The sequence below is a fragment of the Mycolicibacterium gilvum genome, assembly GCF_900454025.1.
GTDB lineage: Bacteria > Actinomycetota > Actinomycetes > Mycobacteriales > Mycobacteriaceae > Mycobacterium > Mycobacterium gilvum.
Genome location: NZ_UGQM01000001.1, coordinates 303,492 through 323,903, shown reverse-complemented (window position 1 = coordinate 323,903; position 20,412 = coordinate 303,492). Strand labels below are relative to the sequence as shown.

General features: G+C 68.0%; 25 protein-coding genes. 18 read left to right on the top strand and 7 right to left on the bottom strand.

What is annotated here, in order from left to right; genetic code table 11:
- Nucleotides 1-6 precede the first annotated feature (6 nt).
- The 5 genes from DYE23_RS31680 to DYE23_RS01455 all read left to right on the top strand — a co-directional run bounded on the left by DYE23_RS31680 (nt 7) and on the right by DYE23_RS01455 (nt 3,494).
- Entirely contained in the window at nt 7-528 is a 522-nt protein-coding gene (locus DYE23_RS31680) for a hypothetical protein (RefSeq protein WP_272940046.1), read from the top strand.
- Between the two features lie 66 nt (nt 529-594).
- Entirely contained in the window at nt 595-717 is a 123-nt protein-coding gene (locus DYE23_RS31105; protein WP_115326304.1) for a hypothetical protein, read from the top strand.
- Nucleotides 714-1,829, top strand: coding sequence for a YeiH family protein (locus tag DYE23_RS01465; RefSeq protein ID WP_115326303.1), 1,116 nt, complete (start codon nt 714-716; stop codon nt 1,827-1,829). Before DYE23_RS31105 ends, DYE23_RS01465 begins: the two co-directional genes overlap by 4 nt.
- Nucleotides 1,830-1,842: 13 nt before the next feature.
- Nucleotides 1,843-2,799, top strand: a complete 957-nt coding sequence (locus DYE23_RS01460) for an ABC transporter substrate-binding protein (protein WP_115326302.1) — start codon at nt 1,843-1,845, stop codon at nt 2,797-2,799.
- Nucleotides 2,800-2,813: 14 nt separating this feature from the next.
- The gene (locus DYE23_RS01455) at nt 2,814-3,494 is read left to right on the top strand and encodes a queuosine precursor transporter (protein ID WP_115326301.1); all 681 of its coding nucleotides are present in this window, start codon (nt 2,814-2,816) and stop codon (nt 3,492-3,494) included.
- A gap of 57 nt (nt 3,495-3,551) precedes the next feature.
- Here the strand turns inward: DYE23_RS01455 and DYE23_RS01450 are convergent, their stop codons facing one another.
- Nucleotides 3,552-4,556, bottom strand: coding sequence for an IS3 family transposase (locus tag DYE23_RS01450; RefSeq protein ID WP_011891385.1), 1,005 nt, complete (start codon nt 4,554-4,556; stop codon nt 3,552-3,554).
- Complete coding sequence (locus DYE23_RS31190) at nt 4,553-4,795, bottom strand: hypothetical protein (RefSeq protein WP_235660295.1); 243 nt, start codon at nt 4,793-4,795, stop codon at nt 4,553-4,555. The genes DYE23_RS01450 and DYE23_RS31190 overlap by 4 nt, the downstream gene beginning before the upstream one ends.
- Before the next feature lie 392 nt (nt 4,796-5,187).
- Between DYE23_RS31190 and DYE23_RS01440 the strand changes: the two genes are divergently transcribed.
- The 5 genes from DYE23_RS01440 to DYE23_RS01420 all read left to right on the top strand — a co-directional run bounded on the left by DYE23_RS01440 (nt 5,188) and on the right by DYE23_RS01420 (nt 9,411).
- A complete protein-coding gene (locus tag DYE23_RS01440; RefSeq protein WP_115326300.1) occupies nt 5,188-5,943 on the top strand; it encodes a 5-oxoprolinase subunit B family protein in 756 nt (251 codons plus the stop codon).
- A complete protein-coding gene (locus DYE23_RS01435) occupies nt 5,940-6,836 on the top strand; it encodes a 5-oxoprolinase/urea amidolyase family protein (RefSeq protein WP_115326299.1) in 897 nt (298 codons plus the stop codon). Before DYE23_RS01440 ends, DYE23_RS01435 begins: the two co-directional genes overlap by 4 nt.
- Before the next feature lie 32 nt (nt 6,837-6,868).
- Complete coding sequence (locus DYE23_RS01430) at nt 6,869-7,411, top strand: GNAT family N-acetyltransferase (RefSeq protein ID WP_115326298.1); 543 nt, start codon at nt 6,869-6,871, stop codon at nt 7,409-7,411.
- 120 nt (nt 7,412-7,531) lie between these two features.
- Nucleotides 7,532-8,674, top strand: a complete 1,143-nt coding sequence (locus DYE23_RS01425; protein ID WP_115326297.1) for a uroporphyrinogen-III synthase — start codon at nt 7,532-7,534, stop codon at nt 8,672-8,674.
- Nucleotides 8,671-9,411 (top strand): sirohydrochlorin chelatase, encoded by a 741-nt coding sequence (locus DYE23_RS01420; RefSeq protein WP_115326296.1) that lies wholly within the window; start codon nt 8,671-8,673, stop codon nt 9,409-9,411. The genes DYE23_RS01425 and DYE23_RS01420 overlap by 4 nt, the downstream gene beginning before the upstream one ends.
- Before the next feature lie 17 nt (nt 9,412-9,428).
- Here the strand turns inward: DYE23_RS01420 and fdxA are convergent, their stop codons facing one another.
- From fdxA to nirB, 3 genes are all read right to left on the bottom strand, one after another.
- On the bottom strand, nt 9,429-9,782 hold the full coding sequence (gene fdxA / locus DYE23_RS01415) for a ferredoxin (RefSeq protein WP_115326295.1): 354 nt from the start codon (nt 9,780-9,782) through the stop codon (nt 9,429-9,431).
- 131 nt (nt 9,783-9,913) lie between these two features.
- Nucleotides 9,914-10,273: a nitrite reductase small subunit NirD gene (nirD, locus tag DYE23_RS01410; RefSeq protein WP_115326294.1), complete on the bottom strand. Its 360-nt coding sequence runs from the start codon at nt 10,271-10,273 to the stop codon at nt 9,914-9,916.
- 5 nt (nt 10,274-10,278) lie between these two features.
- Nucleotides 10,279-12,837, bottom strand: coding sequence for a nitrite reductase large subunit NirB (gene nirB / locus DYE23_RS01405; RefSeq protein ID WP_115326293.1), 2,559 nt, complete (start codon nt 12,835-12,837; stop codon nt 10,279-10,281).
- A gap of 199 nt (nt 12,838-13,036) precedes the next feature.
- On the opposite strand from nirB, the gene DYE23_RS01400 reads away from it, so the two are divergent.
- The 3 genes from DYE23_RS01400 (at nt 13,037) to DYE23_RS01390 (ending at nt 14,485) form a co-directional block, all read left to right on the top strand.
- Nucleotides 13,037-13,477 carry an Hsp20/alpha crystallin family protein gene (locus tag DYE23_RS01400; RefSeq protein WP_172527685.1) on the top strand — a complete coding sequence of 147 codons (441 nt, stop codon included), beginning with the start codon at nt 13,037-13,039 and terminating at the stop codon, nt 13,475-13,477.
- A gap of 71 nt (nt 13,478-13,548) precedes the next feature.
- Nucleotides 13,549-13,980 carry a hypothetical protein gene (locus tag DYE23_RS01395; RefSeq protein WP_115326292.1) on the top strand — a complete coding sequence of 144 codons (432 nt, stop codon included), beginning with the start codon at nt 13,549-13,551 and terminating at the stop codon, nt 13,978-13,980.
- Between the two features lie 55 nt (nt 13,981-14,035).
- Complete coding sequence (locus DYE23_RS01390; RefSeq protein WP_115326291.1) at nt 14,036-14,485, top strand: universal stress protein; 450 nt, start codon at nt 14,036-14,038, stop codon at nt 14,483-14,485.
- Nucleotides 14,486-14,579: 94 nt separating this feature from the next.
- On the opposite strand, the gene DYE23_RS01385 is transcribed toward DYE23_RS01390, so the two are convergent.
- Complete coding sequence (locus tag DYE23_RS01385; protein WP_115326290.1) at nt 14,580-15,341, bottom strand: isocitrate lyase/PEP mutase family protein; 762 nt, start codon at nt 15,339-15,341, stop codon at nt 14,580-14,582.
- Nucleotides 15,342-15,455: 114 nt separating this feature from the next.
- On the opposite strand from DYE23_RS01385, the gene DYE23_RS01380 reads away from it, so the two are divergent.
- From DYE23_RS01380 to DYE23_RS01360, 5 genes are all read left to right on the top strand, one after another.
- Nucleotides 15,456-15,758 (top strand): Rv0250c family protein, encoded by a 303-nt coding sequence (locus tag DYE23_RS01380; protein ID WP_115326289.1) that lies wholly within the window; start codon nt 15,456-15,458, stop codon nt 15,756-15,758.
- A gap of 72 nt (nt 15,759-15,830) precedes the next feature.
- Nucleotides 15,831-16,652: a succinate dehydrogenase subunit SdhC gene (gene sdhC / locus DYE23_RS01375; RefSeq protein ID WP_115326288.1), complete on the top strand. Its 822-nt coding sequence runs from the start codon at nt 15,831-15,833 to the stop codon at nt 16,650-16,652.
- A gap of 55 nt (nt 16,653-16,707) precedes the next feature.
- Entirely contained in the window at nt 16,708-18,642 is a 1,935-nt protein-coding gene (locus DYE23_RS01370) for a fumarate reductase/succinate dehydrogenase flavoprotein subunit (RefSeq protein WP_115326287.1), read from the top strand.
- A 4-nt stretch (nt 18,643-18,646) separates the two neighbouring features.
- Nucleotides 18,647-19,399 carry a succinate dehydrogenase/fumarate reductase iron-sulfur subunit gene (locus DYE23_RS01365; protein WP_115326286.1) on the top strand — a complete coding sequence of 251 codons (753 nt, stop codon included), beginning with the start codon at nt 18,647-18,649 and terminating at the stop codon, nt 19,397-19,399.
- A gap of 40 nt (nt 19,400-19,439) precedes the next feature.
- The gene (locus tag DYE23_RS01360; protein WP_115326285.1) at nt 19,440-19,883 is read left to right on the top strand and encodes a hypothetical protein; all 444 of its coding nucleotides are present in this window, start codon (nt 19,440-19,442) and stop codon (nt 19,881-19,883) included.
- An 11-nt stretch (nt 19,884-19,894) separates the two neighbouring features.
- On the opposite strand, the gene DYE23_RS01355 is transcribed toward DYE23_RS01360, so the two are convergent.
- Nucleotides 19,895-20,377 carry an Lrp/AsnC family transcriptional regulator gene (locus tag DYE23_RS01355; RefSeq protein WP_011891398.1) on the bottom strand — a complete coding sequence of 161 codons (483 nt, stop codon included), beginning with the start codon at nt 20,375-20,377 and terminating at the stop codon, nt 19,895-19,897.
- Between the last annotated feature and the right edge of the window lie 35 nt (nt 20,378-20,412).

Below are 20,412 nucleotides of genomic sequence, written 5' to 3'. Positions count from 1 at the left end.
GTCGATGTGACTGTCGTGCACCTAGTCAAAGTCGCCGCGCTCAACGCGCTCCTCGCCGTTGCGGCGCTGGCCGCCGCGACGCAGGCCGGTGCGCAACCGGCAGTCCCCTTCGACCCGCCGCCACCTCCGCCCGCCGCCGCGCCGGCGCAGCCGCCGACGCCGGTCTTCCAGTACATCCCGATCGCCGAGGGCGCCGCGCCGGGCTCGCCGGCCGCCCCGGCCGGTCCGGTCGCGCCGCCGGCACCGCCCCCGGCAGGTGCCCCGTTCATCCCGCCGGTGCCCAATGCGAACTTCGGCAACACCGGCCAGTTCGACTTCCTGCGCGACCTGTGGAACATGCGGAACTCACCCGAGTTCATGCAGTCCGTGGGCCCGGGTCAGATGGATCCCTCGACGTGGGTGCCGCCGACGCCGTACGGCGATCCCGCCGCCGCGCCTCCCCCGCCGGCCCCCGGCTCGCCGCCGCTCCCGGCGTCGGCACCGCCGCCGGTCTGGCCGCCGGTGCCGGTGCCCGCGCCCGCTCCCTGATCCCCTTCGGTTCTCGCTGATCTCAACCGACGACGCTGCGCGTCCCGCTGACTACGGTCGGCACCCATGCCGGATCAGCAGGACACTCCCCGCCGCGCGCTCAACGAGGACTGGCTTGCCGTCGTCGTCGGCCTGACTCTGCTCGCCCTCGTCCTCGTCGGCGCCATCCCCGGGAGCGTCATCCCGTGACCGAGCAGACCACCCAGGGCTCTGAGCCGCAGCAGCGCACGCCGTCGGGCACCGGCTACGCCGTCGCCGGTGTCCTCGTCGTCCTCGTCCTGGGCGCCGCCACCAGATTCCTCGAACAGCAGGTGCCGAAGTGGGCTGCCGGCACCGATTTCGCCGGGATCGCCAAATCCGTCGAATTCCCGGTCTACGCCATCGCGCTGGGCCTGCTCGGCAACCTCGTGCTGTCCAAGCTGGCGCTGCGCGACGCGCTGGCAGCCGGGTTCCGCACCGAGTTCTTCATCAAGACCGGCCTGGTGCTGCTCGGCGCGTCGATCAACCTGAAACTCCTCGTGACCGCTGCCGCCCCCGCGATCATCCAGGCCCTGCTGCTGATCACCATCGTCTTCGGCTTCACCTGGTGGCTCGGTGGACGCCTCGGCATCGAGGACAAACTGCGCGCGCTGCTCGCGTCGGCGGTCTCGATCTGCGGTGTCAGCGCCGCGATCGCCGCGGCCGGCGCGGTTCAGGCCAGACGCGAACAGCTGGCGTACGCGGCGTCGCTGGTGATCGTGTTCGCGCTGCCGTCGATCTTCCTGCTGCCGTGGCTGGCCGGGGTGTTCGGACTCCCCGACGCGGTCGCCGGAGCATGGATCGGCGGCAACATCGACACCACCGCCGCCGTCGCGGCTGCGGGCGCGATCGCCGGCGAGGACGCGCTGCAGATCGCCACCATCGTCAAGACCACCCAGAACGCGCTCATCGGGATCGTCGCGATCGCACTGACGGCGTACTTCGCGCTGAAGGTGGAGAAACGCGGCGACAGTGCCCGACCGACGATCGGGCAGTTCTGGGAGCGGTTCCCGAAGTTCGTGCTCGGCTTCATCGCCGCGTCGATCGTCGGCACCCTGTATCTGCAGTGGGGCGGCGACAAGGCGGCCATCAGCACGGTCAACGACCTGCGCACCTGGTTCCTGATCTTCGCGTTCGTCGCGATCGGGCTGGAGTTCTCCCTGCGCGGCCTGCGCGAAGCCGGCTGGCGACCGGTCGCGGTGTTTGCCTCGGCCACCGTCGTGAACATCGTCGTGGCTCTCGGGCTGGCGCTCGTGTTGTTCGGAAACTTCGAACTCGGTTAGCTACGCTCGCCGGGTGTCCCGTGTGTGGTCCCGGCGCAGTTTCCTCGGGCTTGCTGCCGGCGCCGCAGCGACGCTGACAGCCTGCGGCTCCGAGAAGCCCGGCACGGTCGCCGGCGACGGGTCGGTGACGGTCACGCATGCGTTCGGCGAGACCAGGATTCCCGGGCCGCCGACGCGGGTCGTCAGCGCGGGTCTGACCGACGCCGACGACCTGCTCACTCTCGGCGTCGTGCCGATCGCGGTCACCGACTGGTTCGGCGGCGAACCGTTCGGGGTGTGGCCGTGGGCGCGCCCCCAACTCGGCGCGGCCCAGCCCGCCGTGCTCAGCCTCGCCGACGGTGTCCAGGTCGAGCAGATCGCCGCGCTGAGTCCCGACCTCATCATCGCGACCGACGCCGGACTCGATCAGGACACCTACACCCGGCTCTCCGAGATCGCCCCGACCGTCGCGCAGTCCGGTCGCGCGGCGTTCTTCGAACCGTGGCGCGACCAGGCCGGCGCGATCGGGCAGGCGGTGTTCCGCCACGACGACATGCAGAAGCTCATCGCCGACGTCGACGCCCGGTTCAGCGCTGTCAAGGACGCCCACCCGCAGTTCACCGGGAAGAAGGCCCTGCTGCTCGCGGGCACTCTGACCGGCGACGGGGTACAGGTCAGCGGACCGCCCTGGCGACGCGAGTTCCTCACCGCGATGGGACTGACCGTCCTCGACACCGACGACGAGATCCCGCGGGACCGGCTCACGACGGTGCTCGACGAGGCCGATGTGCTCATCTGGACCACGGAGAACGACCAGGAGCAGGCCGCACTGCTCGCCGACCCTGTCGTGGCCGGCCTGCGGGCGACCGCGGCCAACAGGCATGTCTTCACCGGCAAGGAGCTCGCCGGAGCCATCGCCTACGCGTCGACGCTGTCGTATCCGGTGCTCGCCGAGCGGCTACCGCCGATGCTGGACGACGCGCTGACCTGAGGTCTAATGGGGCGGTGAACGACCGGAACCTGCACGCCTCCTTCGCCCGCGTCGGGTCGGCCTACTACCCGGTCCTCGTCGCGGTGTTCACCGCGCTGGTCATCATCTCCAACGTCACCGCGACCAAGGGCGTCGAGTTCGGGCCGATCATCACCGACGGCGGCTTCATCGTCTTCCCGCTCACCTACGTCATCGGCGACGTGCTGTCGGAGGTGTACGGATTCAAGGCCGCGCGCCGCGCCATCTACACCGGTTTCGCGATGAACATCCTTGCCGCCCTGGCATTCTGGGCCACCGTCTACCTGCCCGCGGCGGACTTCTACCCCAACCAGGAACACTTCGAGAACATCGTCGGCGCCTACACGGGCCTGATCATCGCCGGGATGGCCGGATTCCTCGTCGGCCAGACGCTCAACGCGTGGTCACTGGTGCTGATCAAGGAGCGGACCCGCGAGAAGCACCTGTGGGCGCGGCTGGTCGGGTCGACATTCGTCGGCCAGCTCGGCGACACCCTCGTGTTCTGCGCCATCGCGGCCGGCGTCATCGGCATCACGTCGTTCGGCGATTTCGTCACCTACACCGCCCAGGGCTGGCTCTACAAAACCGCCGTGGAGGTCGCGCTGCTGCCGATCACCTACCGGGTGATCGCGTTCATCAAGCATCGGGAGCCGACCTATCAGAGCGTGCCGGTGTAAGCGCGCGCCACTCCCGCCGCGCGCCACTCCCGCCGAAATTGCATTCCACGGGCGATGTCAAGCTGCTTGGAGTCGGTCGGGGTCGTTTTCGGTGGGGAGGTTGATGCCGACGACGGGGCTGGGGCTTTTGGTTCGTGGACGGTTGCGGAACCGTTCGGGGTGAGCGTCGTAGTAGGCCTGTAGGGCGGTGTCTCGTCGGTCCCAGAGCTGCGCCCACGTGCCGTCGTGGACGGAGTCTGGGGTGAACAGTTCGACGCCGCTGTGGCGGTGATGCTGGTTGTACCAGGACACGTAGGCGCTCACCCAGGCGCGGGCGGAGTCAAGATCTGTGAAGACACCGGGATAGTTCGGTCGGTACTTCATCGTGCGGAACTCCGATTCGGAGAACGGGTTGTCATTGCTGACCCGGGGCCGGTTATGGGTTTGGCCAATCTTGAGACCGGCCAGGAGGTCTTTGAGGACCGTCGAGCGCATCGCCGGCCCGGAATCGGCGTGCACGACCGCGGGGAGGCCGTGCCCGGCGAACGCGGCTTCGAACATGTCCACGGCGAGGTCGTCGCATTCCCGTTCCTCCACGCGCCAGCCCACGATCTTGCGGGAGTAGATGTCAAGGATCGAGTACGCCTTGAACGCCACACCGCGCCACGGGCTGCGCAGGTCGGTGATGTCCCAACTCCAGATCTGTTGTGGTCCTGTCGCTTTGAGTACCGGCGCCTGCCGGGGCGTCTTGCTCGTCGAGCGGGTCGGTGCGACTGGGCGCGCACTTTGGTCCTCGATCGCGGCGGCGATCCGCCACCAGGAACGCCGCGAGGCCAACATCACGCCCTCGTCCCAGCTGGCGGCGAACGCATGGTCCACCGAGCTGCCCGCCTCCCAGCCGGCGAGGATCTTGTCTCGGATCACTGCCCGGTCGGCCTCATCGATGCGCGATGGGTAAGCCCGATGCTTCTGCGGCAGCGGGTCGCTGACCGGCGGGCGCGGGTTGGTCCGGTAATGCCACGTCGAACGCGACAGATCGATCATCGCCAGCGCCTGACGTTGCGAACCGATCGCCGCGGTCAACTCGGTGACAAGTCCGTTCTCGGCGTCGATGAATCGTCGAGATCGTGGATCGTCGGGGCTGCGTCGGGCTCGTGCGCGCTCATCGTGTGCAAGAGCCCGATAGCTTTTCCCAAAGCCTCGTTGGTTGCCTCGAGCTCGCGAACTCGCTCTCGTAGCTGAGCGAGTTCGGCCTCGTCGCGGTCCTGCCTGGCTGCATCAACTTTGGCCAACGCTTTGCGCAGCGCCGGGGGAACTGTCATCTCACTACCTTCTCGCGGAATCAGGCCACGGTCGAGGTCACCGCTAAACACTGCGGCCTGCCACCGTCTGAACTGACCGCCAGAGACCCCTGAAGCAGCAAGCCACGACCCCTTCTGCCCATGAGGCACCCGCTGATACTCGACAACGAACTCACGAATCTCGGCGATACTGAACCCTGCACTGATCGACACACTCATCCCCTTCGCACTGACTCCCACTGACTCACAACGAGCGTGGCAAAGAGGGCCAGCAGGAAAAGTGCGAGTGCGTGCCTGCCGGAATGCAATTTCGGCGGAGGGATTTTGAGCCATCGGTAAGGACGCTCTGGCAAGAGTCAGAGAGGTTTGTCCGAGCCCGAGCTTTCCAACTTACCCGGCGGTAGCTTTGGTTCATGAGCGTGACTGCGGATGCGATCGACACAGTGCGCACCGGGGGCGTACGGCGGATTCTGGATTACGGCGATCGGGCGCTGCTGCTCGAGTTCGACAGCAGCGCAGAGGTACTGGCGTGGATCGAGGTGGTGCGCGGTGCCGATCTGCCCGGCGCCGTCGACATCGTCCCGGCGGCGCGGACGATTCTGGTGAAGCTGGCGGGGAGCCGGTACCTGGCACCGACCCGGCAACGGCTGGCCGGACTGCAGATGACCGACGAGGCCGCCGCCGACGCGGTCGCCCCCGCGACGGCCGACGTCGTCATCGACGTCGTGTACGACGGTGAGGACCTCGACGAGGTGGCCCGGCTCACCGGCTTGAGTGTGGACGAGGTCGTCGCCGCACACACGGGTCAGATGTGGCGGGTCGGCTTCAGCGGATTCGCACCGGGTTTCGCCTACCTGGTGGGCGGCGACGAGCGACTCGCCGTCCCGCGCCGAGCCGAGCCGCGTACCAGGGTGCCCGTCGGCTCGGTCGGGTTGGCCGGCGAGTTCAGCGGCATCTACCCACGCGAATCCCCCGGCGGATGGCAGCTGATCGGCCGCACCTCGGCGGTGCTGTGGGACATCGACCGCGAAAATCCGGCGCTGCTGCCCCCGGGCACGTGGGTGCAGTTTCAGACCGCGCACGCGAGGAGCGAAACAGGCACCGCGGACGCGAGGAGCGATTCAGGCACAGCGGACGCGAGGAGCGATTCGACGGAGCTGAAGCCATGAGTGCGGTCACGCTGGAGATCCTGCAGCCGGGGCCGCTGGCGCTCGTCGAGGACCTCGGCAGACCCGGTCTGTCGCACATCGGCGTGACCCGCTCGGGCGCCGCGGACCGACGCGCCCACACCCTGGCCAACCGTCTGGTCGCCAACCCCGACGACCGCGCCACGGTCGAGGTCACCCTCGGCGGATTCACCGCCAGAGTGCACGGCGGCAACGGCGAAGGCGTCGCGATCGCGGTCACCGGCGCCGACACCAACCCGTCGGTCAACGGTGTTCCGTTCGGCACCAACAGCATTCACCACGCCCACGACGGCGAGGTGATCTCGCTGGCACCGCCGCGGGCGGGGCTGCGGTCCTATCTGGCGGTGCGCGGCGGGATCGACGTGAGCCCTGTCCTCGGATCGCGCAGCTACGACGTGATGTCGGCGATCGGACCGGTGCCGCTGCGCGCCGGCGACGTGCTTCCCGTCGGGGCGCACACCGACGACTTCCCCGAACTGGACCAGGCCCCCGTCGCGGCGATCGACGGCGACCTGCTCGAGCTCAAGGTCGTCCCCGGGCCGCGCGACGACTGGTTCGTCGACCCCGACGTGTTGATACGCACCAACTGGCAGGTGACCAACCGCAGTGACCGGGTCGGGATGCGGCTGGTCGGTATGCCGCTGGAGTACCGGCGGCCCGACCGCCAGCTGCCCAGCGAGGGGGCCACGCGCGGCGCGATCCAGGTCCCGCCCAACGGATTCCCGGTGATCCTGGGCCCCGACCACCCCGTGACGGGCGGTTACCCGGTGATCGGGGTCGTCACCGACGACGACGTCGACAAGATCGCCCAGGCCCGGCCCGGCCAGACGGTCCGGTTGCACTGGTCGCGTCCGCGCCGTCCGTTCGAGTCCTGACGGATTCCGTCCGACGCTGGTAGAACTCAGGTGTGCGCGCACGCCTCGTCCACACCTCCGATCTCGACGACGAGACCCGCGAGGATGCCCGCCGGATGGTCATCGACGCGTTCGACGGCGACTTCTCCGACGACGACTGGGAGCACGCACTCGGCGGGATGCATGCGCTGATCTGCCAGCGCGGCGAGGTCATCGGCCACGCGGCCGTGGTGCAGCGCCGCCTGTACTACGGTGAGCACGCGCTGCGGTGCGGCTACGTCGAAGGTGTCGCGGTCGCCGAAGACCACCGCGGGCACGGGCTGGGCGGGGTGCTGATGGACGCCGTCGAGCAGGTGGTGCGCGGCGGTTACCACCTGGGTGCGCTGGGGGCGAGCGACCTCGGCGAGCCGCTGTACACCCGCCGAGGCTGGATCCGGTGGCAGGGCCCGACGTCGGTGCTGGCGCCCGGCGGCCTGACACCGACGCCCGACGACGACGGCGCGGTGTTCGTGCTCCCCGTCGAACTGCCGTCCTCGGTCACACTGGACCCGCGCTCTCCGATCGCCTGCGACTGGCGCGGCGGCGACGTGTGGTGAGGCGATCTCACAGCGGGCGCCTGCCCGCGGTGAACGCAAGTTCACAGCCTGAGCGGGCGCGACACAGCCGCGCAACCGCTGGTTAATCACCCCGAAACACGGGCTGAATAGACAGTGGGCATGAGTGATCCGGACTGGGCGCCGCTCACCGGATTCCGGGTTGCGGTCACCTCCGCGCGGCGCGCCGACGAACTGGCCGCGCTGCTGCGTCGCCGAGGCGCGACGGTGACCAGCGCCGCGGCAATCGAGATGGTGCCACTCCCCGACGACGACGAACTGCGTCAGCGCACGCAGTCGCTGATCGAAACACCCCCTGACATCGTGATCGCGACCACCGGGATCGGCTTCCGCGGCTGGATCGCCGCCGCCGACGGCTGGGGCATGGACGCCGAGCTGACCGCCGCACTGAGCCGGGCCCGGATCGTGTCCCGCGGCCCGAAGGCCACCGGCGCGCTGCGCGCCGCGGGCCTGCCCGAGGAGTGGTCACCGGAGTCGGAGTCTTCCCGCGAAGTGCTGCACTACCTGGTCGAGGGCGGTATCGCCGGGATGCGGATCGCGGTGCAGCTGCACGGGGCCACCGCCGATTGGGATCCGTTCCCCGAGTTCCTCGACGAATTGCGGGCCGCCGGAGCCGAAGTCGTGCCGATCCGGGTGTACCGCTGGCACCCCGCGCCGCGCAACGGTGACTTCGACCAGCTGGTCGCCGCGATCGCCGAGGAGAAATTCGATGCGGTCAGCTTCACCTCGGCGCCCGCGGTGGCGTCGGTGCTGATGCGCGCGACCGAGATGGGATTGGAGGCCGAGGTGCTCTCGGCGCTGCGCAACGGGGTGCACGCGATGTGCGTCGGACCCGTCACCGCGCGTCCACTGGTCCGCCTGGGCGTGCCGACCTCGGCGCCCGAGCGGATGCGCCTCGGCGCGCTGGCCCGCCACATCACCGACGAGCTCCCGCTCCTGCAGGCACGCACCGTGCGGGTCGCCGGCCACCTGCTGGAGATCCGCGGCACCTGCGTGCTGGTCGACGGCACGGTCAAGGCGCTGTCGCCCGCGGCGATGGCGACGATCCGGGCGCTAGCCCTCAAACCGGGGGCCGTGGTGTCGCGCACCGACCTGCTGAGGGCGCTGCCGGGCAGCGGCACCGACACCCACGCCGTCGAGACGGCGGTGCTTCGGCTGCGCACCGCGCTGGGCGACAAGAAGATGGTCTCGACCGTGGTCAAGCGTGGATACCGGCTGCCCGTCGACGAGGCGTTCGCGTCATGAGCCTGCTCCTGGTCGCACACGGCACCCGCAAGCGACGCGGGGTGTCGTTGATCGGCGACCTCGCCGCGCAGGTGTCCTCGGCGCTGGACCGGCCCGTGCATGTGGCGTTCGTCGACGTCCTCGGCCCCACACCCGCCGAGCTTCTCGCTGCGACGCCGGACCGGCCGACGGTGCTGGTGCCCGCGTTCCTGTCCCGCGGCTATCACGTCAGCAGCGACATCCCCGACCACGTCACAGCCAGCGGACACCCCGACGTCACCGTCACCCGCGCGCTGGGCCCCGACCCGCAGCTCGTGCGGGTACTCGTCGACCGGTTGATCGAATCCGGTTGGCGGCCTGATGATTCGGTGGTTCTGGCGGCGGCGGGCACATCGGATCGCGGGGCGATGCGCGATCTGCACACGACTGCGGCCTGGTTGTCCGCCACCATCGGTTCGCGGGTGGAACTGGCGTTCGCCGCCACCGGTGAACCCCGCATCGCCGACGCCGTCGCCGCCCTGCGCGGGCGCGGACGGCGTGTGGTCGTCGCGTCGTATCTGCTGTCGGAAGGCCTCTTCCAGGATCGGCTACGCGACAGCGGCGCCGATGTGGTGACCGACCCGCTGGGCACCCACCCCGGGGTGGCACGGTTGATCGTCAGTCGATTCCAGCGCGCCGGATACGACAGTCCCGCCGAAATTGCATTCCAGCAGCGAACTTTCGAGTACGCGCCTGCTGGAATGCAATTTCGGCGGTGAGGGTCAGGGGTCAGGGGTCAGGGGTGCGAGGTCGTCGACGGCGGTAGCGCGGCCACCAGGGGCGTGTCGGCGCCGACGCGGCCCAGTTTCGCCGCACCGCCGGGATCGCCGAGCGGCTCGTCGCGGCCGGGCAACGTCGTGGTGAAGAACGCGGCGTTGTCGTCGAGGAACGCGAGCTCCTCGTCGGGCAGATCGGTCTCGTAGTAGATCGCGTCCACCCGGCACGCGATGCGGCAGGCGCCGCAGTCCACACACTCGTTCGGATTGATGTACATGGCGCGGTCGCCCTCGTAGATGCAGTCCGCAGGGCACTCCTGCACGCAGGACTTGTCGACGATGTCCACGCACGCGCTACCGATCACGTAGGTCATACCGCCGACGGTAGGGCCGCGGGGTGCCCGTCGTCAGGGGCCGAAAGTCCCTTCTTAGGTCACGACGAGATTGCATCCCCGCAGGCGTGTACTCGCAAAAGTCCTGCTGGAATGCAATTTCGGCGGGATGGTCAGGAGCCGACCTGGACTTCGCCGTCTTCGGTGATCCGCGTCGCATAGACCGGCAGCGCATACTCCGGGTTGTCGAGGCAGCTGCCGTCGTCGAGCGCGAACGCCTGTTTCTTGATCGGCGACTGCACCGTCAACCGCCCGCCGCGGTCCCCGACGATGCCGCGCGACATCACCGCCGCACCGCTGAACGGGTCGATGTTGCCGACCGCGCGCAGCGTGCCGTCATCGAGCCGGAACAGCGCGGCCTGCTCACCGGCGGGCAGCAGCACCCCGACCCCGCGGTTGGGGATCAGGAAGTCGTACCGGCACGCCGTGGTCCAGACCTCGGTTCCACTGAGCGCCTCGTTGAGCACTGTCACGGCGGCTACCTTCCTACCTTCGGCATGCCGATCGACACGGGTGCAGGCACCTTGCGACCGGCGATCTCGGTGAATTCGATTGTCGGATCGGCGACATCGGGGGCGTTGACGAACGAGACGAAGCGCGCCAGCTTGTCGGGATCCTCCAGCACGCCTTTCCACTCACAGGAGTATCCGTCGACGTGGCGTTGCACCGCCGCTTCGAATTCTGCTGCCAGACCCAGAGAGTCGTCACAGATGACCTCACGCAGATGCTCCAGGCCGTGTTGTTCGACCCACGGCGCGGTGCGCTGCAACCGGTCGGCGGTGCGGATGTAGAACATCAGGAACCGGTCTATGTAGCGCACCAGCGTCTCGTCGTCGAGGTCACCGGCGAGCAGCTGGGCGTGCTTGGGGGTCATGCCGCCGTTGCCTCCGATGTAGAGGTTCCACCCAATCTCGGTCGCGATGACACCGACGTCCTTGCCGCGGGCCTCGGCGCATTCGCGGGCGCACCCGGACACCCCCATCTTGATCTTGTGCGGTGCCCGCAGGCCGCGGTAGCGCAGCTCGAGGTTGATCGCCATCTGCACCGAGTCCTGCTGGCCGTAGCGACACCAGTCGCTGCCCACGCAGCTCTTGACGGTGCGCAGCGACTTCCCGTACGCCTGACCGGATTCCATGCCCCCCTCGACGAGCCGGCGCCAGATCTCGGGCAGTTGATCGACCCGGGCGCCGAACATGTCGATACGCTGCCCGCCGGTGATCTTGGTGTAGAGACCGAAGTCCTTGGCGATCTGCCCGATCAGGATGAGGTGCTCGGGGGTGATGTCACCGCCGGGCACACGCGGAACCACCGAGTAGCTGCCGTTGCGCTGGATGTTGGCCAGGAAGTGGTCGTTGGAGTCCTGCAGCGAGGCCTGCTCGCCGTCGAGGATGTGCTCCGAGCTGGTCGACGCCAGGATGGATGCGACGACGGGTTTGCATATGTCGCAACCCTTTCCGGTTCCGATACGCTCGATGAGCCCGGTGAACGTCCGGATCGATGTGGCGCTGACGATCTCGAACAGTTCGGCGCGAGAATGGGAGAAGTGCTCGCACAACGCTTTCGACTGTTCGACGCCTTCTGCTTCGAGCAACTGCTTGAGCAGCGGCACACACGATCCGCAGGACGTGCCGGCCAGCGTGCATTTCTTCAGATCGGCGACGTCGCAGCATCCGCCGGCGATCGCGCCGGTGAGGTCGCCTTTGGTGACGTTGTTGCACGAACAGATCTGGGCCGCGTCGGGCAACGCGCCCACACCCAACTGCGTTGCCCCACCCTCTGTTCCGGCGGGTGCGATCAGCGCGAGCGGGTCACCGGGAAGCTCCTCGCCGACCATCGGGCGCAGCACGCCGTAGGCCGACGCATCACCGACGAGGATCCCGCCGAGCAGTGTCTTGGCGTCGTCGGAGAGCACGAGCTTGGCGTAGGTCTGGTTGACCGCATCGTTGACGGCGACCTCGAGACAGCTCGGGGTGACACCCATCGCGTCGCCGAAGCTCGCCACGTCGACGCCGAGCAACTTCAGTTTGGTCGACATGTCGGCCTCGGGGAACTCGGCCGCGCCGCCCAGGATACGGTCGGCGACCACCTCGGCGCTGGTGTAGCCCGGTCCGACCAGGCCGTAGCACCGCCCTTCGATCGCGGCCACCTCACCGATTGCGTAGATGGCGGGATCGCTTGTCACACAACCCAGATCGGTGAGGACTCCGCCCCGCTCGGCGACCTCCAGACCCGCGTCGCGGGCCAGTTCATCGCGAGGACGGACGCCTGCGGCGAAAACGACGACACCTGCGTCGATGAATGTGCCGTCGCTCAGCGCCACGCGCATCGAGTTGTCCTCGGCCGACCGCTTCAGCGGCCGGTTCCGTTGCGCGGGTCTGATGGACTCGGTGCCGACGTCGGTGTGCACGGCGATGCCGAGTTCGCTAATCATTCTGCCCAGGAGGGCGCCTCCCGCCTCATCGAGTTGCTGGGACATCAGGCGTCCGGAGCGCTCCACGACATGGGCGTTCAAGCCGAATCCGCGCAGCGCGTTGGCGGCCTCCAGCCCCAGCAGTCCGCCGCCGATCACCACGCCGACGGGGGCACGGCTGCTCTCCCGGGCGCGCTGCGCATCGGCGCGGATCGCGTCGAGGTCGTCGAGCGTGCGGTAGACGTGGCAGCCGGGCAGGTCGCGCCCCGGCACCGGCGGCACGAACGCGTAGGAGCCGGTGGCCAGGACCAGCGCGTCGTAGTTGATCTGCGTGCCGTCCGCCGTCGTCACCGTCTTCGCGGCCGGGTCCAGTGCCGCTACCCGCTGCCCGAGCCGGACCTCGACGAGGTCGTCGCCGGCGTAATCGTTACCCGGCAGCGCGAGCCGCGCGCGGTCCCAGTGGTCGGTGTAGCCGGTGAGCCCGACGCGGTCGTAGGCCGGATCGAGTTCCTCGGCGAGCACGGTGACCCGCCAGCCTCCCTCGGTGTCCCGGGAGCGAAGCGCTTCGACGAAACGGTGACCGACCATGCCGTGGCCGACGACCACGACGTGCGAGTTTGACGCCATGCCCTCACGCTAGGGAGCCGATATTGCTTCTATGTCGCCCCGTGTGAAGCCCCCATCACGGTGTGCTCACGTCCGCGCCGCCGCTGATGTGAGGCCGTTCGCCGACAGCGAACGCATTCCAGGAACATGAGCGTGGTCGACTCAAGTTTGTATGGGCAGAACCGGCACGGAGCCGGTCCCGACCAAGGAGATGACACCAATGAGCAATGTCGCACTGCGGAACTGGCCGGCATGGACCAACTCCCACACCGACCGCTTCGTACGCGAGTTCTTCGGACCTGCGACCGCCGGCGAGTGGGCCGCCGGGATCAACCCCGCCGTCGAGGTCGACCGCGACGGCGAGGACGCGGTGATCCGTGTCGATCTTCCCGGTGTGGACGTCGCGAAGGACGTCACCGTCGAAGTCGACCGCGGCCGCCTGGTAATCCGCGGGGAGCGCCGCGACGAGCGTGCCGAGGAGAAGAACGGCCGCAAGGTCAGCGAAATCCGGTACGGATCGTTCCACCGGTCCTTCGCGCTGCCCTCGCACCTCACCGGTGACGCGGTCTCTGCCGGCTACGAGGCCGGCGTGCTGACCGTGCGGGTCGCCGGCGCGCACAAGGGCGCCGAGGCCCGGCGCATCGAGATCGAGAGCAGGTAACCGCCGAAAGAGCCGGTGGACCGTTGAGGTCCACCGGCTCTTCGCGTCGATGCCGATACTCTGCTCAGACCATGGATGCAGCACTCGGGATCGACACGACACTGACCGTGCTGGCGGCCGGCCTGATCTTCCTGTGGGCGCTGGTACTCGGCGTGTGGAAGTACCGGCAGATGGCCACCAGCGCCGACCACCTCGCGCATCCGTATGTCGACATCGCTCACCGCGCCGCGCTGCTGTACGCGTTCGCGACGATGCTGCTCGCCGTGTTCGTGGAGCTGAGCGCATGGCCCACCGCGGTGAACCTGACCGCGGCAGCGGTGGTCGTCGCGTTCTTCGTGCTGGCCATCGCCACCTATGTCCTGCACGGCATCCGGCGCGACACCACCAACCAGTTCGAACACGTCGACACCACGATCAGGATTGCGATGGCCGCGCTGATCGTCGGTGAGATCGGCGGATTCGCGGTGCTGCTGACCGGATTCGTGGTCGGGCAGCTCTTCTAACCGCGATTTTCTTACTGTAAAGTAAGAACAAGTGTTCACTCAGTGAGGAGTCGCCGTGGCATACCGCGTGATCGTCGTAGGCACCGACGGGTCGGAGACGTCGATGCGAGCGGTCCAGCGGGCGGCCACCCTCGCCGCCGAGGCGGACGCCCGGCTGATCGTCGCGTCGGCCTACACACCGACCGCGCGCGACGGCGGCGCCCCGGACCCGGACCAGCCGCGCGATGAGAACTACCGGACGGCGGGCGACGCGCCCGTCTTCGATCTGCTGCGCGACGCCGCGGCGAAGGCGCGCTCGGCCGGCGCGAAGAACGTCGAGGAACGCGCCCTCGCGGGCACCCCGGCAGACGCGTTGATCGCGCTGGCCGAAGAGGTACAGGCCGACCTGCTCGTCGTCGGCGACGTCGGGTTCAAGTCGATGGTGGGCCGCCTCGTCGGATCCGTTCCGCGCATCGTGTCGAAGAACTCGACGACCGAAGTGCTCGTCGTCGAGACGTCGAAGTAGCAGCGCGGTACCGGAGTCTCACGAGACTGCACTCAGGGTCGCTGTCAGGCCGGTTTCACGACCGTGGGTACAGTCTCGCGGGTATCGCCGCCGGCTAGCGCCAGCGCGCCAGCAGCTCCTTGGACCGCTCGGCCAGCGCCGCCTGCCAGAACGGCCCGAAGCTGATCCGCGCGACACCGAGCGGACCGTAGGACGCCGGGTCGGACTGGTCGGGGCGGGCGATCGCGTTGACCGGCAACGGCAACTCGGAGGTCAGGCGCCGCATCACCTCCGGCGGGTGCACACCGACCGGGTACAGCACGTCGGCACCCGCGTCGGCGGCCTCCTTCAGGCGCGCGATGGCCCGGTCCACCCGGTCGGCCTCGTCACCGTCCTGACGCAGGAACAGATCGGTCCTCGCGTTGATCACCACGTGCACCCCGGCGGCGTCGGCCGCCGCGCGCAGACCGCCGACCAGCGCCGCGTGTTCCTCGGACGACCGCAGGCGACCACCCTCGCTGTGCACGGTGTCCTCGATGTTGAGCCCGACCGCGTCGACCGACAGCAGACCGTCGATCAGCCGGGCGGGCTCCTCGGCGTACCCGGATTCGATGTCGACCGACACCGGGACGTCGACCGCCGCGGTGATCTGCGCGACCCGGGTCAGCACGTCGTCGAACACCATCCCCTCGTTGTCGGGCTTGCCGATTGAGTCCGCGAGCGGATGGCTCCCCACGGTCAGCGCCGAGAAACCCGCGTCGACCGCCAGGTGCGCCGACCACGCATCCCACACCGTCGGCAGAATCACCGGGTTCCCGGGCTGATGCAGCCTGAGCAACGCTTCCGCCCGCGCCTTCAAATCGTCCTTCGTCGCCATGTGCCCTCCGACTTTTCCGTCCTCAAAGTGATCTGTCTCACGCTGACAACCATGATGTGGCTACCATCGGTTGCGTACTGTGATCCATGACACCCTTCAGCCCAAGGAGGTCGCTTGTCCAGCACCAGCACCACCGAACTCGCCCAGCTTCACGATCTGATCGGCAGCCTGAGGCGATGCGTGACGTCGCTGGCGTCGCGATACGGGGACAGCCCAGCCACCCGTCGCATCGTCAACGACGCCGAGCGCATTCTCAACGACATCGATCGTCTCGACATCGATGCCGAGGAGCTGGAACTCGCGCGCGGTGTCAGCCGGCATCATCACGTCGCCGAGCGGATCCCGATCCCCGACACCCAGTACGACACCGAGTTCTGGCGCGGTGTCGACGACGAGGGTCTCGGCGGCACACGCTGAGACGTGCGTGCCGCTCTTCGCCACGGCGAGGCGGCACGCACCCGGGGGACATAACTTCATCGAAAGGTAACCGTGAGCGCACCCACCGCCGACCGCAAAGCGACCGGCGTCTTCTCGCCTGGCCGAGCCCAGATCCGGCAGCGCACGCTGCGGACCGACAACTGGCTCAAGTCGCCCATCCTCATCGACCTGGGCTTCGCGACGTTCATCATCTACGCGACGGTGCGTGCGTTCATGCAGAGCAACTACTACGTCGCCGAGTACGGCTACCTGACGCCGTTCTACTCGCCGTGCGTCAGCACCGGCTGCGTGCCCGAGGCCAGCCACTTCGGCCAGTTCCTGCCCGACGTCTGGTGGCTGCCGTACGCGGCGGTGTCGCTGCCCTTCCTGCTGCTGTTCCGGTTGACCTGCTACTACTACCGCGGCGCCTACTACCGCACGGTGTGGCAGGCCCCGACCGCCTGCGCCGTCGCCGAACCGCATGCGAAGTACACCGGCGAGACCCGCTTCCCGCTGATCATCCAGAACACCCACCGCTACTTCTTCTACATCGCGGTGCTCATCTCACTGGTCAACACCTATGACGCGATCATCGCGTTCTCCAAGCCCGACGGCGGTTTCGGCTTCGGTCTGGGCAACCTGATCCTCGTCGTCAACGTCGTGCTGCTGTGGACCTACACGGTTTCGTGCCACTCGTGCCGGCACGTCGCCGGGGGCCGGCTCAAGCACTTCTCCAAGCACCCCGTCCGCTACTGGATGTGGACTCAGATCAGCAAGCTCAACGTGCGGCACAAGCAGTACGCCTGGATCACCCTGGGCACGCTGATGCTGACCGACTTCTACGTGATGGCCCTGGCCGCCGGGTGGTTCTCCGACCTGAGGTTCGTCGGCTGAGACAGCCCTTCCCACAGACACATTCACTGACATACCGATAGATGAGCGAGGATTGATGGCTTCGGAGGAAGCACAGCTAGAGCGGCACGAGTACGACGTCGTCGTGATCGGTGCCGGCGGGGCCGGACTGCGCGCGGTGATCGAGGCCCGCGAACGGGGCCTGCGGGTCGCCGTGGTCACCAAGTCGCTGTTCGGCAAGGCCCACACCGTGATGGCCGAGGGTGGCTGCGCCGCCGCGATGCGCAACGTCAACACCAAGGACTCCTGGCAGGTGCACTTCGGTGACACGATGCGCGGCGGCAAGTTCCTGAACAACTGGCGGATGGCCGAACTGCACGCACAGGAGGCGCCCGACCGGGTCTGGGAGCTGGAGACCTACGGCGCGCTGTTCGACCGCACCAAGGACGGCCGCATCAGCCAGCGCAACTTCGGCGGACACACCTATCCGCGGCTGGCCCACGTCGGCGACCGCACCGGCCTGGAGATCATCCGCACCCTGCAGCAGAAGATCGTGTCACTGCAGCAGGAGGACAAGCGCGAGCTCGGCGACTACGACGCCCGCATCCGCGTCTTCCACGAGTGCTCGATCACCGAGATCATCAAGGAGAACGGCCGGGTCGCCGGCGCGTTCGGCTACTACCGCGAGACCGGCAAGTTCGTGCTGTTCGAGGCGCCCGCGATCGTGCTGGCCACCGGCGGCATCGGCAAGTCGTTCAAGGTCTCGTCGAACTCCTGGGAGTACACCGGCGACGGGCACGCGCTGGCGCTGCGGGCGGGCTCGGGCCTGATCAACATGGAGTTCATCCAGTTCCACCCGACCGGGATGGTCTGGCCGCTGTCGGTGAAGGGCATCCTCGTCACCGAAGGCGTGCGCGGCGACGGCGGGGTTCTGAAGAACTCCGAGGGCAAGCGCTTCATGTTCGACTACATCCCCGACGTGTTCAAGGGCCAGTACGCCGAGTCCGAGGAAGAGGCCGACCAGTGGCTCAAGGACAACGACTCGGCGCGGCGCACCCCTGACCTGCTCCCCCGCGACGAGGTGGCCCGCGCCATCAACGAAGAGGTGAAGAACGGTCGCGGAACCCCGCACGGCGGTGTGTATCTCGACATCGCGTCGAGGATGCCCGCCGAGGAGATCAAGCGCCGGCTGCCGTCGATGTACCACCAGTTCATCGAGTTGGCCGAGGTCGACATCACCAAGGACGAGATGGAGGTCGGCCCGACCTGTCACTACGTGATGGGTGGCATCGAGGTCGACCCGGACACCGGCGGAGCCGCGACACCCGGCCTGTTCGCCGCCGGTGAATGCTCCGGCGGCATGCACGGCTCCAACCGCCTCGGCGGCAACTCGCTGTCGGATCTGCTGGTGTTCGGCCGCCGCGCCGGACTCGGCGCCTCGGACTACGTCCGCTCCCTCGACAACCGGCCCGCCGTCACCGACGCGGCCCTGGAGCGGGCCGAGAAGCTGGCGCTGCTGCCGTTCGAACCCAAGGGCGACGCCGAGAATCCGTACACGCTGCACGCGGAACTGCAGGAGTCGATGAACGACCTCGCCGGCATCATCCGCAAAGAGAATGAGCTGCACGAGGTTCTCGCCAAGATCGACGAGCTCAAGAAGCGCTACCAGAACGTCGTCGTCGAGGGTGGCCGCATCTTCAACCCCGGCTGGCACCTGGCCATCGACATGCGCAATATGCTGCTCGTCAGCGAGTGCGTGGCCAAGGCGGCGTTGCAGCGCACCGAGAGTCGCGGCGGACACACCCGCGACGATTACCCCAAGATGGACTCGCACTGGCGCAACAAGCTGCTGGTGTGCAAGACCGTCGGCGGCGGCGACGAACCGGGCGATCCGATCATCCCGGAGGTCTCGGTCGAGGTGGAACCGCAGCCGCCGATGCGGCCGGATCTGCTCGCGACCTTCGAGCTGTCCGAATTGGAGAAGTACTACACGCCAGAGGAATTGGCCGAACACCCGGAACAGAAGGGCTGAATCGATGGCTGCCTACAACGCAAAGCTCCGGGTCTGGCGCGGCGACGACACCGGCGGTGAACTGAAGGATTTCACCGTCGAGGTCAACGAGGGTGAGGTCGTGCTCGACATCATCCACCGGCTGCAGGCCACCCAGACGCCGGATCTGGCCGTGCGGTGGAACTGCAAGGCCGGCAAGTGCGGATCGTGTTCGGCCGAGATCAACGGCCGTCCGCGCCTGCTGTGCATGACGCGCATGTCCACCTTCGGCGAGGACGAGGTCGTCACGGTGACTCCCCTGCGGACGTTCCCGGTGATGCGCGACCTGGTGACCGACGTGTCGTTCAACTACGAGAAGGCCAGGGAGATCCCGGCGTTCACGCCTCCGAAGGACCTGCAGCCCGGTGAGTACCGGATGCAGCAGGAGGACGTGAACCGGTCCCAGGAGTTCCGCAAGTGCATCGAGTGCTTCCTGTGTCAGAACGTGTGCCACGTGGTGCGTGACCACGAGGAGAACAAGCTCGCGTTCTCCGGCCCGCGCTTCCTGATGCGGCAGGCCGAGTTGGACATGCACCCGCTCGACACACACGGTCACCGTTCCGAGCAGGCGCAGGAGGAGAACGGCCTCGGCTACTGCAACATCACCAAGTGCTGCACCGAGGTCTGCCCCGAACACATCAAGATCACCGACAACGCCCTGATCCCGATGAAAGAGCGTGCCGCGGACCGCAAGTACGACCCGGTGGTGTGGCTGGGCAACAAGCTGTTCCGGCGATGAGTGCTTGCGCGAAGAGAAGACAGCAGCGGAAGTAGCGGACATGGACGAACGCGACGACGACACCTCACGTGCCGTCGTGCGGTCGTTGCGCACCGAGGACAGCTACGTCGTCGCAGGATCGGTGGCGACACAGGGCAGCGCGGTCGTCGCCGGGTCGATAGCCACCGCGGGCAGCGCGGGGGTGGCCGGCTCGATCGCCACCGCCGGGAGCGCCGCGGTGGCCAATTCCATTGCCACCGCGGGTAGCGCTGCCGTCGCACAGTCGATCGCGACGGCCGGCAGCGCGGCGATCGCCAAGTCGATCCTGGTCGTGCTGTCGCTCGCGTGCGCGAAATGCCTGGCCTGCCTGGGCTGTATCGCGTGCACGAGCTGCAAGGCGTGCGTCGGCTGCATCGACTGTGAGGACTGCATCGGCTGTGTCGGATGCATCGACTGCTCGGGCCTGCGCGGCGCCGTCGGGCTGCGCGGCGTCCACGCCGCCTGACCGGTGCGAATCTAACCTGGCTCCAGCCTGCGCCGCGTCAGAGGGCTCGAGTAGACGACGTTGGTCGTGACGGCCCCCAGCGTCGCGAGCCGGCCCGTCAGCCGCTCCAGGTCCGACATCGACCGTGCCAGCACTTTGAGAATGAAGCAGTCGTCGCCGGTGACATGGTGGGCCTCGACGACCTCGGGCGTCACGTCGAGAAGGCTGTGCAGCGGCTTGTAGTTCCCCGACGGGTAGGCCAGCCGGACGAACGCCGTGATTGTGTAACCGAGCGCCGTCGCCGAGACCGTCGCGGTGTAGCCGGTGATGACACCGGCGTCGACGAGGCGGCGGACCCGGTCGGCCGTCGAACTCGGCGACAACGACACCGCGCGGGCCAGATCGGCGGTGCTGATCCGGCCGTCGTCCTGCAACGCCTTCAGGATCGCCTCGTCCGTGCGATCCAGCGCGATCCGGTCGTCGTCCCCCATACCGCCGATGATCGCATCGAACACCGGTTCAGCGCCGGAAAGCGGGACTAGATTTCACA